Origin of the sequence: Bradyrhizobium sp. 2S1 (assembly GCF_011516625.5) — a bacterium.
GTDB lineage: Bacteria > Pseudomonadota > Alphaproteobacteria > Rhizobiales > Xanthobacteraceae > Bradyrhizobium > Bradyrhizobium septentrionale.
The window spans coordinates 5806998-5822092 of sequence record NZ_CP147717.1; the positions used below are offsets into that span (position 1 = coordinate 5806998).

The 15095-nt window shown below is 60.5% G+C and carries 12 protein-coding genes; 11 read left to right on the plus strand and 1 reads right to left on the minus strand.

Annotated elements, in window-relative coordinates; translation table 11 throughout:
* The first annotated feature begins 111 nt into the window (after positions 1 to 111).
* A complete protein-coding gene (locus HAP54_RS27515; protein WP_166305663.1) occupies positions 112 to 1050 on the plus strand; it encodes a Gfo/Idh/MocA family oxidoreductase in 939 nt (312 codons plus the stop codon).
* Entirely contained in the window at positions 1047 to 1643 is a 597-nt protein-coding gene (locus HAP54_RS27520) for an acyltransferase (protein ID WP_166305666.1), read from the plus strand. The genes HAP54_RS27515 and HAP54_RS27520 overlap by 4 nt, the downstream gene beginning before the upstream one ends.
* 52 nt (positions 1644 to 1695) lie before the next feature.
* Here the strand turns inward: HAP54_RS27520 and HAP54_RS27525 are convergent, their stop codons facing one another.
* Positions 1696 to 3030, minus strand: coding sequence for an IS1182 family transposase (locus tag HAP54_RS27525; RefSeq protein ID WP_166202952.1), 1335 nt, complete (start codon positions 3028 to 3030; stop codon positions 1696 to 1698).
* A 188-nt stretch (positions 3031 to 3218) separates the two neighbouring features.
* Between HAP54_RS27525 and HAP54_RS27530 the strand changes: the two genes are divergently transcribed.
* The 9 genes from HAP54_RS27530 (at position 3219) to asnB (HAP54_RS27570) (ending at position 14988) form a co-directional block, all read left to right on the plus strand.
* Positions 3219 to 4550 (plus strand): hypothetical protein, encoded by a 1332-nt coding sequence (locus HAP54_RS27530; RefSeq protein ID WP_166305669.1) that lies wholly within the window; start codon positions 3219 to 3221, stop codon positions 4548 to 4550.
* A gap of 44 nt (positions 4551 to 4594) precedes the next feature.
* The gene (locus tag HAP54_RS27535) at positions 4595 to 5923 is read left to right on the plus strand and encodes a hypothetical protein (protein ID WP_166305672.1); all 1329 of its coding nucleotides are present in this window, start codon (positions 4595 to 4597) and stop codon (positions 5921 to 5923) included.
* A gap of 47 nt (positions 5924 to 5970) precedes the next feature.
* Positions 5971 to 7887: an asparagine synthase (glutamine-hydrolyzing) gene (gene asnB / locus HAP54_RS27540; protein ID WP_166305675.1), complete on the plus strand. Its 1917-nt coding sequence runs from the start codon at positions 5971 to 5973 to the stop codon at positions 7885 to 7887.
* A 23-nt stretch (positions 7888 to 7910) separates the two neighbouring features.
* Complete coding sequence (locus HAP54_RS27545) at positions 7911 to 8858, plus strand: NAD-dependent epimerase/dehydratase family protein (RefSeq protein WP_166305678.1); 948 nt, start codon at positions 7911 to 7913, stop codon at positions 8856 to 8858.
* 13 nt (positions 8859 to 8871) lie between these two features.
* Positions 8872 to 9804: an NAD-dependent epimerase/dehydratase family protein gene (locus tag HAP54_RS27550; RefSeq protein WP_166305681.1), complete on the plus strand. Its 933-nt coding sequence runs from the start codon at positions 8872 to 8874 to the stop codon at positions 9802 to 9804.
* 2 nt (positions 9805 to 9806) lie between these two features.
* Positions 9807 to 10865: an NAD-dependent epimerase/dehydratase family protein gene (locus HAP54_RS27555; protein WP_166305684.1), complete on the plus strand. Its 1059-nt coding sequence runs from the start codon at positions 9807 to 9809 to the stop codon at positions 10863 to 10865.
* Positions 10865 to 11926, plus strand: coding sequence for a non-hydrolyzing UDP-N-acetylglucosamine 2-epimerase (gene wecB / locus HAP54_RS27560; protein ID WP_166305687.1), 1062 nt, complete (start codon positions 10865 to 10867; stop codon positions 11924 to 11926). Before HAP54_RS27555 ends, wecB begins: the two co-directional genes overlap by 1 nt.
* A gap of 137 nt (positions 11927 to 12063) precedes the next feature.
* The gene (locus HAP54_RS27565; RefSeq protein ID WP_166305690.1) at positions 12064 to 13062 is read left to right on the plus strand and encodes an NAD-dependent epimerase/dehydratase family protein; all 999 of its coding nucleotides are present in this window, start codon (positions 12064 to 12066) and stop codon (positions 13060 to 13062) included.
* Positions 13063 to 13095: 33 nt separating this feature from the next.
* Entirely contained in the window at positions 13096 to 14988 is a 1893-nt protein-coding gene (gene asnB / locus HAP54_RS27570) for an asparagine synthase (glutamine-hydrolyzing) (protein WP_166305693.1), read from the plus strand.
* Positions 14989 to 15095 lie beyond the last annotated feature (107 nt).

Genomic DNA, 15095 nt, shown 5'->3' on the forward strand with positions numbered 1-15095 from the left:
GATGGATATATTTTGGCTTGGGTGTGACGCTCGATTCACCCCGAGTGCGGTAGCTTGCCTGAAGCAAACAGCTTGCCTAAACAGAGCAGAAAGTTCGAAGAGAGGAATTTCATGACGATCTACGCGCTGATCGGTGCCGCCGGCTACATCGCGCCACGGCACATGCGGGCGATGGCCGATACCGGCGGGAAGCTCGCGGTGGCCTACGATCCCAACGACTCCGTGGGAATCATGGACAGCCATTTTCCGGATGCCGAGTTCTTTACGGAATTTGAGCTGTTTGATCGCCACGTCGGTGCGTTGCAGCGCGACGGCAAAAAGCTCGACTACATGACGATCTGCTCGCCGAACTACCTTCACGACGCGCACTGCCGATTTGCGCTTCGCTCCGGGGTGGATGCCATCTGCGAAAAGCCGCTGGTGCTCAATCCCGGCGACATCGACGGACTGGCGGCCATTGAGCGCGATACCGGCCGGCGCATCTCCACTATTCTGCAATTGCGCCTGCATCCGGCGATTATCGCGCTTCGCGACCGCTTCGCCAATTCGCAGAAGCGCCACAAGGTGGAGCTCACCTACATCACATCGCGGGGGCGCTGGTATCACACCTCCTGGAAAGGCGCGGAGGAAAGGTCCGGCGGTGTCGCCACCAATATCGGGGTGCATTTCTTCGACGTGCTGAGCTTCGTGTTCGGTCCCGCCAGCCGCAACGAGGCGCACCTGCGCGAGCCGGAGAGGGCTGCAGGCTCGCTGGAGTGCGAGCGCGCTGACGTGAGCTGGTTCCTGTCGCTGGACCGCAACGACCTGCCGGAGAGCGTGAAGGGCAAGAAGACGACCTTTCGCTCCATCACCGTCGATGGCGAAGAGGTCGAGTTCTCCGAAGGTTTCACCGATCTCCATACCAGGAGCTATGAGGAGATCGTCGCCGGCCGCGGCTTCCGTCTGGACGAAGTCCGCCCCTCGATCGATATCGTTTCCACGTTCCGCACGGCGCCGCTCGTTCGAAGCAATGGCGTTCACGCCTTTGCCCAGAAGGCGATGCACAAATGAGCGAGATGCGCGAGGATCCGCGCTTCCCCGGCGTGTTGATCCATCAATCGAGCTACGTCGACGACGGTGCCGTGCTTGGACGCGGCACCAAGGTCTGGCACTTCTGCCATATTCTGTCGCGCACGGTGATCGGCGAGAATTGCTCGATCGGCCAGAACGTGATGATCGGTCCAAACGTGAGGATCGGAAACGGCTGCAAGATCCAGAACAACGTCTCGATCTACGATGGCGTCGAGCTTGCGGACGACGTGTTTTGCGGTCCGAGCTGCGTCTTCACGAACGTCAACAATCCGCGCGCCGACGTTTCCAGAAAGGATGAGTTTCGCAAGACGCCGATCGGACGCGGGGTGAGCATCGGTGCCAATGCGACCATCGTCTGCGGGCATTCGCTGGGCGAATACTGCTTCATCGGGGCCGGTTCGGTGATCACGAAGGATGTCCCTGCGTTTGCATTGATGGCGGGCAATCCCGCAAGAAGGATCGGCTGGATGAGCAGGGCCGGCGAGCGGCTCGGCGACGATCTGAAGTGTCCGCGGTCCGGCGAAGCTTACGTTGAAATTGATGGTCGATGCCTTCTCAAAGAGAAGCACTAGGAGCCCGTCCAGATATGTTTTCGTGACGGGCATTTGTTGTAGAGTAGCAGGCTCAGGCTGCGTTTGCGAGGTTGAACAGCTTGAGGAGGTTATGGACGGTGCAGATCATTGTCCACTCGGCGCGCACTTTCTCGATGCCCCGCAACAGGAACTGGCGGAAGCCTCTTGCCTGTTTGATCTGCCCGAACACCGGCTCCACCACTTGCTTTCGCAATCGGTAGGGTGTTTCGAAGCCGCCATCGTCGATCTTCTTTCGCATGGCCTGTGTCAGCGGGCCGCCGACTTTTCCGTTCGCTACTGTCGGGTGCTTGGCGCGTCCGGGCGCGACATAGCCATCGATGCTGCGTGTGTCGAGCGCTTCGAGATTGGCTTCGCTGCAGTAGCCGGAATCCGCTGAGGCCTGCCGCGGCTTGCGGCCAAGATTGCTCTCGATGGCCTCGATCAGGGGCACCAACTGGCCCTGATCGCTGCCGTGCTGGGTCAGTTCTTGCGCGACAATGATCTGGGCATGTGCATCGACGGCCGCCTGGGCATTATAGGCCTGAACGAAGCCATCCTTCGACTTCATGATGCGGCTTTCCGGATCGGTGAAGTTGCGTTGCGCCTTGGGATTGGGTTCCTCCGATGGCAGCGCCGCCGGTTTGCCCGGCTTCTTGCGGCCTTCGGCCTGGCGCTGCTGTTCCTTTTCGGCCTCGATGCGGCGCTCTTCCTCCGCCGCCAGTTTGGCGTCCGCTTCCAGCGCCGCCATCGCTTGCTGGATCTTCGCCAGCCGTTTCTGCTTGTCGACGGTCCAGTCCGGCAGTTCGTCGCTGTTGCCGAAAGTCTCATCCTCCGAGGCATCCGCCGCCTCGGCGGCCGCCAGCATGCGAGCGACCTCGGCCTTCAATTCCGCCTCGCGCTTCTTCATGCGCTCATAACTCATCGCCTTGTGTTTCGACGCGTTCGCCTTGATCTTCGTACCATCCAGCGCGACATGACCGAGCTTGACCAGCCCGGCCGTCTCGCACAACTTCAGAACCTGCACGAATAGCGCGCCGAGCGCCTTCAAATGTCGCTTGCGAAAGTCGCTGATCGTCCGAAAATCCGGCGCATCCAGCGCCACGATCATCACAAAATCGTTCCGCTCCCGGCAGGCCTTGGCAATCCGACGCGACGAATACAGCCCACTCGCATAGCTATGCAGCAGCAGCGCCACCATCATCCGCGGATCAAACGGCGGCTGCCCAAGCCCGCTCACATAGCTGCCCATGATCTCCCTGAGATCGAGGCTCTCCCGCACCAGATCAACCATAAACCGCGAGACATGGCCTTTCGGCACGAAGTCCTGCACATTCGGCGGCAGAAGCAGCGTCTGATCGATGTTCCAAGGCCGAAAATACTTGCTCATCGCCCAATGTTGAATCAGACCCGACCAGATTTGAACAGCGACTATCCAGACAAGCTCCTAGGCTGGCGTTTTTTCCAAACCAACTTCAGTTAACCCAGATGATTCCAGTCACCCATCCGGTTCCTCCGCTCACCGCGGTCGACGCGCCCAATCTTCGGCGTCTTGAGTTTCTGCTGCTTTGTGATTTCATGCCAGGCAGCGCCTCCACGATCATTGACCACGTCATGGGTCTCAAGGAGTTCTCCAGGCACTCGATCCAGATCTTCAACTCACGGGGCGACGTCTCCAATCTGCTCGAGCTCGACCGATTTGACGGTGTCATCATCCACTATTCTCTCGTCGCCTGCATGGACACCTATATCGGCCCGAATCTGCGGGCCGCCATTTGCAGGTTCAAGGGGCTGAAGGCCGCCTTCATCCAGGACGAGTATCGCTGGATCAACGACACGATGGCCGCGTTCCGGCAGCTCGGCGTCCATATCCTGTTCAGCGTCGTCCCGCAGGAGATCATGGACGACTACTATCCGCAGGATCGGCTGCCGAATGTCGTCCGGGAAACCGTGCTCACCGGCTACGTTCCGGGCGAATTGCTCGACCGGACGGTGCCGCGTCTCGAGGATCGATCCATCGATGTCGGTTACCGTGCGAGAAAGGTTCCCGACTGGTTGGGAAGCTTTGCCCAGGAGAAGTGGCTGATTTCCGGTCGGTTTGAGGCGGATGCCGCTCAGTACGGACTGACCTGCGACATGTCCACACGCGAGGAAGACCGCATCTACGGCGAGAACTGGATCAAGTTCCTTGCCAACTGCAAGGCCGTCCTCGGCACCGAAAGTGGTGCCAGCGTTTGCGACTTCACCGGCGAGATTCAGCGCAACGTGGATCAACATCTGGCCCGCGATCCGTCGGCGAGCTTTGAAACGCTGCGTGATCTGTATTTCAAGGATGAGGACAATCGAGTCATTCTCGCCGTCATCTCGCCGAGATGCTTCGAGGCGGCCGCGCTGCAAACATTGATGATCCTGTACGAGGGCACCTATTCCGGAAGGCTTGAGCCCTGGCGGCACTATGTGCCGCTGAAAAAGGATCATTCCAACATGGCCGAGGTCATGGAGGTGCTGCGCGATCCGGTGCGGGCGCAAGAGATTGTCGACCGGGCCTATCGTGAGGTTGCGCTCAATCCCGACAACAGCTTCGAGGCAATGGTCCGGCAGGTCGATCGCGCTATCGACCGTCGATATCACCCTGAAATGGCGGCAACGAAACGGTGCTATGCCGAAGGCGAGCTTGTCGCATTGGTCGCGCGCGAAAAGCGCCGCACGCGGCGACGGGAGCTGATGCAGAAAGTGATGCGGAAGGCGAGGCAGACGGTACGCCACCGTCTGGTCGTCATCGCGAAGGTCGTTGCAGCGAATGGCGTCATCCATGTGGCGCGTTTGACGCCGGGTCCACTCCGTCGTTGGGCGAAACGGATCGTTTTGAGGCACACGAGAATTCGTCGCCTGATCGGGATTGACGCGTGACAGCTGCCGTCCCACGCTGCCGGATGCAGGGTTAATCTTCGATCGTGCGCATCCTTATCCTGCACGAACTTGACGATCTTGACTCGGCGCGGCGTACGTCGATCAATCACGCGTTCGCACTCGTCAAATATGCTCCTGAGCACGAATACACGCTGCATAGCGCACGCCAGCCCGTCACCGCCCGTCTTCGCGAACAGGCCTTCGACGCGATCATTCTCGACACCACGTTTCTGTGCTGGAGATGGGCGAGGCCGAAATCGCTGTGGCTGGATCGGCTCCTCGATGCCTACGACTTCATCGCGAAGTCGGATGCCGTCAAGGTGGCGCTGCCCCAGGACGAGTACGACCACGCCGAAATACTCGACAACTGGCTTTCGGACTGGAAGGTCGATCTCATCTATTCCGTCTGCTACGACCATCATGCGGAGTTCTATCCTCGCGCGGGGAAGCATGCCCGGGTGCTCGAGGCGCTGACGGGATACGTTGACGACGCCGACATCGGGCTGATGCAGCGCTTTGCCGTCCCGTTCAAGGACCGGGAGATCGACGTCGGCTACAGGGCCAGGGCGCTGCCTGCTTATTTTGGAAGAATTGGCCAGCTGAAAACCGAATTGGGCGATCGCTTCCGCTCCAGCATGGCCGATCGCCAGCTGAAGCTGGATATCTCGACGCAGGCGCGCGACGCCCTCGTTGGCGACGCCTGGCTGCAGTTTCTGGGCAACAGCAAGTTCACCCTGGGCTGCGAGAGCGGAAGTTCGCTGCTGGACGCCAGGGGGGAGATCAGGGAATGCGTCGAGCGGCGGCTGCAGCGCAACCCGGCGGCCAGCTTTGAGGAATTGGAGCAGGCCTGCTTTCCCGGTCAGGATATGCGGAATGTCTATACCGCAGCGGGTCCGCGCCTGTTCGAGGCGGCGATCGCACGCTCCTGCCAGATCTTGACGCCCGGCAATTACGCCGGTGCCCTGAAGGCGGGTGAGCACTACATCGCGCTCGCGCCGGATTGCTCGAATGTCGAAGACGTCTATGAGCAGATGCAGGACGAGGACGCCAATATGGCGCGGATCGAGGCCTGTTACCGTGCCTTGGTCGAGGATCCGAGGTTCCGCTATAGGAATTTCGTGGCAGGTCTGCTAGCGGAAGTTCGTGATGCGGCGGTCAGGAAGGGCCGACGACTCCCTGATTGCGGTAGCTCAACCGGTACGGTAACAGACGAGCTTGCCTTACGGGAATCGTTTACCCGCGCCGTTCTTCGCGCGCATCAGCATCACATCGAGGATGTGAAGGAAATCAGGTTGCTACCCAATTTCCTTCACGCAGTTGTCGTTACGCTTGTCCGCCAGATGCTGTCACTCGCGCGCAGAATTCGCGGATAGCTTTAGTGTCTTTGCAGCGATCTTGAGTATCGAGGTTCTCTGAATTCATGTGTGGCATTGCAGGATTTGCATCTCTGTCCGGTCATCCCGTCGCAAGGCGCGTCGCGTCGCTCAACGCGATGAGCAGCTTGATTGCGCATCGCGGGCCCGATGGTTCAGGGCAATGGAGCGATGACGCCGGAAGCGTCGGGCTGGTCCACCGTCGGCTTGCGATCATTGATTTGACGCCTGCCGGCGCCCAGCCCATGAAGGGGGCGAACGGCACCGTGATTTCCTACAACGGGGAAATCTACAACTTCGTCGAACTTCGCGAACAGCTCTCGGACGGCTGGACGTTCCAGTCCCATTCGGACACGGAGGTGATCCTCGCCGCCTACGCCAAATGGGGCGAGCGCTGCGTCGATCATCTGCGCGGGATGTTCTCCTTTGCGATCTGGGACGAGAGAAACAAGAAGCTGTTTGCCGCGCGCGATCGCTTCGGGATCAAGCCGTTCTACTACACGGTGCAACAGGGGGTCTTCTACTTCGCATCCGAAGCCAAGGCGCTGCTGCCGTTCCTGAGCGACATCGAAACCGACGCCGATGCGCTGAGCGAGTATCTCACGTTTCAGTACACGATCGGCAAGAAGACCCTGTTCAAGGGGATATCGGCCCTGCTGCCCGGCCATCTGCTTCGGCTCGCGGGCGGCGACGTCATGACGTCCCGGTACTGGGACGTGCAGTACGATGTCGATTTCGATCGCAGTCCCGCCTATTTCGAGCGGCGCTTCACCGAACTGCTGTCCGACTCGATGCAGGTGCATTTGCGCTCCGACGTTCCGGTCGGCGGTTACGTGTCGGGCGGTCTCGACTCCAGCCTCGTTGCACTGATGGCCTCCAAGCTGGATCACCGCAGCCGCGACGCATTCCACGGCCGCTTTCTCGAATTTCCGGGCTATGACGAGAGCGGCTACGCCAAGACGGTGACCGATCTGGCTGATATGTCGCTCCACATGGTCGACATCACCGCCGCCGACTTCCGCAACAGCATCGGCGACGTGATCTACCATCTGGACTTCCCGGTCGCCGGACCGGGGTCGTTTCCGCAATACATGGTGTCCGCGCTGGCGGCGAAGAACGTCAAGGTCGTGCTCGGCGGGCAGGGCGGCGACGAGCTGCTCGGCGGCTATGCGCGGTATCTGGTCGCCTATTTCGAGCAATGCATCAAGGCGGCGATCGACGGCACCTACCAGAGTGGTCACTACGTGGTCACGATCGAGTCGATCGTGCCCAATCTCGGTCTGCTGCGTGAATACAAGCCGATGATCAAGGAGTTCTGGCGCGATGGCCTGTTCGCGGATCTTGATCGCAGGTACTTCCGCCTGGTCGATCGTTCGACCGACATGGTCGGTGAGGTCGATTGGAGCGCGCTGAACAAGGAGGGGGTGTTCGAGTCCTTCCGCGCGATCTTCAACAACCAGGACAATGTGCGGAAGGAAGCCTATTTCGACAAGATGACCCACTTCGACTTCAAGTGCCTGTTGCCGGCGCTGCTTCACGTCGAGGACCGCATGAGCATGGCGCACGGCCTGGAGAGCCGCGTGCCGTTGCTGGATCATCCCCTTGTGGAGTTTCTCGCTACCGTGCCGGCCGACGTGAAGTTCATGGGCGGGCAGATGAAGCAGCTCATGAAGACGGCTTATCGCGACACCCTGCCGAAGGCACTGCTGCAGCGGCGCGACAAGATGGGTTTCCCGGTGCCGCTGAAGGAATGGTTCGACGGCGAGCTCAAGGACTTTGTCCTTGATATCTTTGGTGAACAGCGTTCGAAGCATCGCCCGTTCTTCAACAGCGATGTCGTGCTCTCCAGCTTTGGCGAGCAATCCCGCTTCTCCCGAAAGACGTGGGGTCTTCTCAGTCTGGAACTCTGGCACCAACGGTTTCATGACCGGGCGGCCGAGTTCCGCGCGATGGTCAGTGCTTAAACTTCTCAATCTGGATGGTGGCTATGAAGATATTTGTAACCGGCGGAGCCGGGCAGGTCGGATCAACGGTTGTCGATATGCTGCTGTCGCGCGGCGACACAGTGGTTGCGATCGACAATTATGCGACCGGCAGAGCCGACAACCTCACCAAGCACGCAAATCTGACCCTGGTCGAGGACACGATCGCGAATGCTGCGGTGGTCGATCAGTTGTTCTCCGACTTCCGGCCTGAGGTCGTGATCCATACCGCGGCGTCCTACAAGGATCCGGAGGACTGGAGCAGCGATGCATTGGTGAACGCGGTCGGCACCGCCAACATCGCGAAGGCCTGCAAGACCTTCGGCGTATCCCGTCTGATCTACTTCCAGACGGCGCTCTGCTACGGCACGAAGCCGCTGCAGTCGCCGATCCCGCTCGACCATCCCATCAACCCGGTCAATTCCAGCTACGCGATCTCGAAGACGGCCGGCGAGCACTACGTGCAGTTCTCCGGGGTCGAATGGGTGACGTTCCGCCTTGCCAACGTGATCGGGCCGCGAAACGTGTCGGGGCCGCTGCCGATCTTCTACGGGCGGCTGGCCAAGGGACAGAAGTGCTTCGTCACCCCGGCGCGCCGCGACTTCTGCTACGCGGGTGATCTTGCCCGCGTCGTCGTCAAGGCCGCCGATGGTGTCGGTCGCGGCACCTATCACTTCTCCTCGGGTAAGGATGTCGCCATCAAGGAGCTCTACGATTCCGTGGTGCGCGCCATGAAGATCAATGATTACCCGGAGCCGGAAGTGAAGCCGCTCGGTCCGGACGATGCACCTTCGATCCTCCTCGACCCGTCACGTACGTTCAAGGATTTCGGCGACGTCGAGTTCACCTCGCTCGACGAGATTGCCCGTCTGTCTGTTGAACGCTGGGAGAAGGAAGGCGTCGTCGGCGGCTATACGCACCTGAAGGAAGCGCGTGCGGAAATCCGCACCTGATCGGAACCACGAGATGCGCATCATCATCACCGGCGGCGCAGGCTGCCTCGGCTCGAACCTGATCGAGCACTGGTTGCCGCAAGGCCACGAGATTCTGGTCATCGACAATTTCGCGACCGGCAAGCGCGAGGTTGTGCCGGCGCTTCCCGGCCTGACCTTGATCGAAGGTTCGATCGCCGATCGGAATCTCGTTGCCTCGGCATTCGAGAAGTTTCGACCGACGCATGTCGTGCATTCGGCGGCTTCCTACAAGGACCCGGCGAACTGGCGCGAAGATATCGCAACCAACGTCGATGGCACCGCGAACGTGATCGACGCGGCGCGGGCCGCCGGCGCGGGCCGGATCCTGAACTTCCAGACCGTGCTGTGTTACGGCCGGCCGGAAAGCACACCGATCCCGGTCGAGCATCCGCTCCGGCCGTTCACCAGCTATGGCATCTCAAAGGTTGCCGGCGAGCAGTACCTGGCGATGAGCGGTCTGCCTTACGTGTCGCTGCGGCTTGCCAACGTGACGGGGCCTCGTCTGGCGATTGGTCCGATCCCGACCTTCTACAAGCGCCTGAAGGCCGGGCAGGGCTGCTTCTGCAGCGACGCGCAGCGCGATTTCCTCGACATGTCCGACTTCCTGGCCGCGGTGGATCTCGCGATGGCCGAGCAGGCGCCGACCGGCGTTTTCAACGTATCGAGCGGGATCGGTCACTCGATCAAGGAAATCTACGACCTCGTGCGTTCCCACCTTGGACTGCCGGCCGATCCTGATGTGAAGGTGGTGCCGGTCGGTGATGACGACGTGCCGTCCGTCGTTCCCGATCCGAGCAGGACCCGTGCAGTTCTCGGATGGCAAGCCAAGGTGCCATTCGATGAGACCATCCGGCGCCTGCTTGCGTGGTACGACGCCTATGGCGTGAGCGATGTCTATAGTCACCTGGCGGCACCAAAGAGCTGATCATGAAGTCATTTAACGGATCGACCATTCTCGTCGTCGGCGGAGCCGGGTTCGTCGGCTCTAATCTCGTGCGGCTGCTGCTAGAGCAGGCGCCGGCCAAGGTCATTGTCGTCGACAATCTGCTGTCGGCCGATGCCTCGAACGTGCCGCCTGATCCCCGGATCCAGTTCGTGCCGCGTCCGATCACCGAAGACGCCGTGCTGGCCGCGCTGCCGGAGGATCTCGACTTTGCCTTCCACCTTGCGTGCTTCCACGGCAACCAGTCGTCGATCGCCGATCCGTTGTCCGATCATGACAACAACACGCTGACGAGCCTGAAGCTGTTCGAAAGGCTCAAGGACATCCGCTCGCTGCAAAAGGTGGTGTACGCCGCGGCTGGCTGTGCAGTGGCCGAGAAGACCTTTGACGGCGCCTCGGCGACGACGGAGGACGCTCCGGTCTCGCTGTTTCACGACAGTCCCTATTCGATCTCCAAGCTGATCGGGGAGATGTACGGCAACTACTACTTCACCCGGTACAAGCTGCCCTTCGTGAAGGCGCGGTTCCAGAACGTCTACGGGCCGGGCGAAATACTGGGGGCCGGCCGCTGGCGCGGCACCGTTCACACGGTTTGGCGCAATGTCACCCCGACCTTCATCTGGAAGGCGCTGCATGGCGAAGCCCTTCCGGTCGAGAATGGCGGGATCGCGTCGCGTGACTTCATCTTTGTGGAAGACATGGCGCGGGGACTGATGGCGTGCGCCCTCGGCGGTGAGCCCGGCGAAATCTACAATCTGGCGTCGGGTGTCGAGACCAGCATCCTTGATCTGGCGAAGCGGGTGAATTCGATCGCCGGCAACCAGACCCCGATCGCGCTCACGCCGGCGCGTGATTGGGACCGGTCGGGTCAGCGCTTCGGTGATCCGGGGAAGGCGCGCGAAAAGCTCGGCTTCGTCGCGAGCGTCGCGCATGAGGATGGCCTCAAGCGGACCATCGCGTGGACCCGGGAAAACCGTGACCGCATCCTTGGCTGCATGCGCAATCACGTTGCGCATGCGCCTGACGTCGCGAAGTATTCCTGATGTCGATCAAGATCCTCACTGTGGTCGGTGCGCGGCCGCAGTTCATCAAGGCCGCAGCGGTCAGCCGGGCCATTCGCGAAACGGATGGACTGACGGAGGTGATGATTCACACCGGTCAGCATTTCGATGCGAACATGTCCGATCTGTTCTTCGAGGAATTGGCCATCCCGAAGCCGAAACATCATTTGGATATCAATGGCGGCGGTCACGGCGACATGACCGGGCGGATGCTGATGGAAATCGAGCCGATCCTGCTTGCCGAAAAGCCGGACTGGGTCGTGGTCTACGGCGACACCAACTCGACCCTGGCCGGTTCGCTGGCGGCGGCAAAGATCCACATTCCGGTCGCCCATGTCGAAGCCGGGCTCCGTTCCTTCAACCGGCGCATGCCCGAAGAGCTGAACCGGATTGTGACGGATCATCTCTCGACCCTTCACCTCTGTCCCACCGCAACCGCAATCGCAAACCTTGCGGCTGAGGGCGTGGTCAAGGGCGTGCATCACGTCGGCGATGTGATGTACGACGCCACGCTGTTCGCTCTGGAGAAGGCCGAGGTCAGCTCCACGATCCTGAATGAACTGGGGCTGCAACCCGGGCAATACGCGCTTGCCACCGTGCACCGTGCGGAAAACACCGACGATCCGGCGCGGCTCCGCGATGTCGTTCAATTCCTGCTGGAGCAGTCGCGCGGGCGCACCGTGGTCCTGCCACTGCATCCGCGCACCCGGGGCGCCGCCTCGCGGCTGGGCGTGAGCCTGGAAGGGCTGCGTATCATCGACCCGGTCGGCTATCTCGACATGGCCAAGCTGCTGCACCACGCCACGGAAGTGTACACGGATTCCGGCGGCCTGCAGAAGGAAGCCTACTTTCATCGCGTGCCATGCGTGACGCTGCGCGATGAAACCGAGTGGACCGAGACGGTTACAAACGGCTGGAACCGGCTCTGGAAGGGACCGGCGCATCTGGCGCGCAACGACATCACCGACTACGGCCAGGGACGAGCGGCTTTCGAGATCGCGGAACTGCTGCGAGACCAGGCCCCATCGCGCGCAGCAAGCTGAGATCGTTACCAACGGGATTCGTACCCGTTGCCCTCCTGGCGGTTGTCCTGCATCTCAAGCAGTCATCGTCACTTTGCCGCGGGCCCGACTTTGTCCGCTCGTGGTGAGGCGTAAAACTCCAGTCCAAGAGGTCGACCTTGGAAATCAACGGCAAGAAGTTCCTCGTCATCGGCGGAGCGGGATTGATCGGCTCGCATGCGGTCGAACAGCTCGCGAAGCACGACGTCGGCGAGATCGTGATCTTCGATAATTTCGCGCGCGGCTCGCTCGAGAATGTCGAGCGGGTGCTCAGCGATCCGCGTGTCAAAATATTCGAGGCAGGTGGCGATGTCTGCCAATCCGATATCCTTGATGCCGCGATGAAGGGCAAGGATGGCGTGTTCCATTTTGCGGCGCTGTGGCTGCTGCAATGCCATGAATTCCCCCGGGCGGCCTTCGACACCAATATTCGAGGGACGTTCAATGTGCTCGAAGCCTGCGTCGCGAACCGGATCAAGCGTCTCGTCTATTCCTCTTCGGCTTCGGTTTACGGTGATGCGGTCGAGGAGCCGATGACCGAGGATCATCCGTTCAACAACAAGAATTTCTACGGCGCGACCAAGATCGCCGGCGAAGCGATGGCGACGGCATTCTGTCACCGTTATGGCCTGCCTGCGGTCGGCTTGCGCTACATGAACGTCTACGGGCCGCGTCAGGACTATCAGGGCGCCTATATCGCGGTCATCATGAAGATGCTCGACGCGATCGACCGCGGCGAAGGGCCGACCATTCTGGGCGACGGTTCGGAAGCCTTCGACTTCGTTTCAGTGCTGGATTGCGCGCGGGCAAATCTCTGCGCGATGTCGGCCGATACGGTTGCCCGCTACTACAATGTCGGGACCGGCGAGCGAACGTCGCTCAAGGAGCTCGCGGAAATGCTGCTCCAGCTGACCGGGTCGAACCAGCCGATCAAGTACGCGCCGCGCAGCAACGCGAGCTTCGTGCGCAATCGGGTCGGCTCCACGAAGCGCGCGGCCGAGGAAATCGGCTTCACCGCGGAAGTCGATTTGCGTGAGGGACTGCAGATGCTGATCGAATGGCGATCGAAGCATCGGGCCGGCCTCGAGCGGCGGCGCGCCAAGGCCGGCATTGAGTAAGGCTCTGCAGTCCAGGATCGGACGGATCTAGATATGTGCGGCGTCGCGGGCATTCTTAACCTCGATGGGCGGCCGGTGTCCTCGCATGTTCTGCGTGCGATGACGCAGGCGATCGCCCACCGTGGTCCTGACGGCGAAGGCCAATGGATCGACGGTTCGATAGGTCTCGGGCATCGCCGGCTGGCGATTATCGATCTGAGTCCGACCGGCGCGCAGCCGATGCAAACGGCGGATGGCCGGTTTGTGATTTCCTACAATGGCGAAATCTACAATTATCGGGACCTTCGCGCCGAGCTCGAAGCCCAGGGACATGTCTTCAGATCCAGCAGCGATACCGAGGTCCTGTTGCAGGCGATCGCAGCGTGGGGACTGGGTGCTCTGCAGCGTTTCAACGGCATGTTTGCCTTCGCGCTGTGGGACCGCATGGAGCGCAGACTTACGCTTGCGAGGGATCGCTACGGCATCAAGCCGCTGTACTACTGGTTGGGTGCCAACCAGTTGCTGTTCGCGTCGGAATCGAAGGCGTTTCGCGCCGTTCCGAACTTCAACGCGCAGCTCGAATCCGAGGGGTTGCTGGAGTACTTCACATTCCAGAATTTCTTCACGGACCGCACCTTGCTCAAGGGCGTCCGTATCCTACCCGCGGGTTGCTATATCAGCGTATCGAGCGAGGCGGGCGCTGGAACGCAGCCGAAGCTGACACGCTACTGGGACTACAATTTCCAGGAGCCGGAAACGGCGCGGTCCGAAGCGGACTATCAAGAAGAGGTCGATCATCTGCTTCAACAGGCGGTGAAGCGGCAGCTCGTCTCTGATGTCGACGTCGGGGCGTATCTGTCGGGCGGAATGGACTCGGGAACGATTACCGCGATCGCGGCGCAATCGCTCAGCTACATGCGGACGTTCACCTGCGGTTTCGACCTGAGCTCGGTATCCGGCATCGAGCTCCAATACGACGAGCGTGCGGCCTCGGAAAGAATGTCATATCTGTTTCGCACCGAGCACTACGAAATGGTGCTCAAATCGGGCGACATGGAGCGCGTTCTTCCCAAGCTGGCCTGGCATCTTGAAGAGCCGCGCGTCGGACAGAGCTATCCGAACTACTACGTCGCGCAGCTCGCCAGCAAGTTTAACAAGGTTGTCCTTGCGGGAACGGGCGGCGACGAGATCTTCGGTGGCTACCCCTGGCGCTACTACCGCGCGGTCGTGAACCAGAGCTTCGAGGAATATATCGACAAGTACTACGAGTACTGGCAGCGGCTTGTACCGAACACTGTGCTGAAGCGCGTCTTCGCACCGATCTGGGGCGACGTGCAGGGCGTCTCGACCCGTGATATCTTCAGGGACATGTTCAATCAGCACGCCGAGCGTCTGACCCGCCCGGAGGATTACGTCAATCATTCGCTCTATCTGGAGGCCAAGACCTTTCTCCATGGCTTGTTGACCATGGAAGACAAACTCTCAATGGCGCATTCGCTAGAGACACGCGTTCCGTTCCTCGACAACGATCTTGTCGACTTTGCCATGAAGCTGCCGGTCCGGATGAAGCTCGGCAAGCTCGATGAAGTCGTGGCATTGGACGAAAACGAGCCGGGCAGGAAAACGGCCCGCTACTTTCAGAAGGCTCGTGATGGCAAGATGCTGCTGCGAAACGTGATGCAGCAGCACATCCCCCAGGAAGTCGTTGAACGCGAGAAGCAAGGCTTCTCCGGCCCTGACGCGAGCTGGTTCAAGGGCCAAAGCATCGACTTTGTCCGCAACGTCCTTTTCGACGATCAGGCGAAAATCTATCGCTATCTCGATCCCAAGCCGATCAGGGAGTTGGTCGATGATCATCTCCACGGTCGCGAAAATCGCAGACTGCTGATTTGGTCGCTGATCAACGTGGAGTACGCGCTGCGCGCGCATATTGAGGACTGCGCATGATATCCCGGCAGGGCAGAGGGTGATTCGTCGCAGCCTCCTTGGTCCGTAAGAAAGCCAAAACGAGATCTTAACAAAGACAGAATGTCGGCCACATGTGTGCAGAGCTG

Bases quoted from the DNA above. Each gene is read 5' to 3' on its own strand.
- HAP54_RS27515 (WP_166305663.1), top strand. From the start codon at position 112: ATGACGATCTACGCGCTGATCGGTGCCGCCGGCTACATCGCGCCACGG.
- HAP54_RS27520 (WP_166305666.1), top strand. From the start codon at position 1,047: ATGAGCGAGATGCGCGAGGATCCGCGCTTCCCCGGCGTGTTGATCCAT.
- HAP54_RS27525 (WP_166202952.1), bottom strand. From the start codon at position 3,030: ATGAGCAAGTATTTTCGGCCTTGGAACATCGATCAGACGCTGCTTCTG.
- HAP54_RS27530 (WP_166305669.1), top strand. From the start codon at position 3,219: ATGCCAGGCAGCGCCTCCACGATCATTGACCACGTCATGGGTCTCAAG.
- asnB (WP_166305675.1), top strand. From the start codon at position 5,971: ATGTGTGGCATTGCAGGATTTGCATCTCTGTCCGGTCATCCCGTCGCA.
- HAP54_RS27545 (WP_166305678.1), top strand. From the start codon at position 7,911: ATGAAGATATTTGTAACCGGCGGAGCCGGGCAGGTCGGATCAACGGTT.
- HAP54_RS27550 (WP_166305681.1), top strand. From the start codon at position 8,872: ATGCGCATCATCATCACCGGCGGCGCAGGCTGCCTCGGCTCGAACCTG.
- HAP54_RS27555 (WP_166305684.1), top strand. From the start codon at position 9,807: ATGAAGTCATTTAACGGATCGACCATTCTCGTCGTCGGCGGAGCCGGG.
- wecB (WP_166305687.1), top strand. From the start codon at position 10,865: ATGTCGATCAAGATCCTCACTGTGGTCGGTGCGCGGCCGCAGTTCATC.
- asnB (WP_166305693.1), top strand. From the start codon at position 13,096: ATGTGCGGCGTCGCGGGCATTCTTAACCTCGATGGGCGGCCGGTGTCC.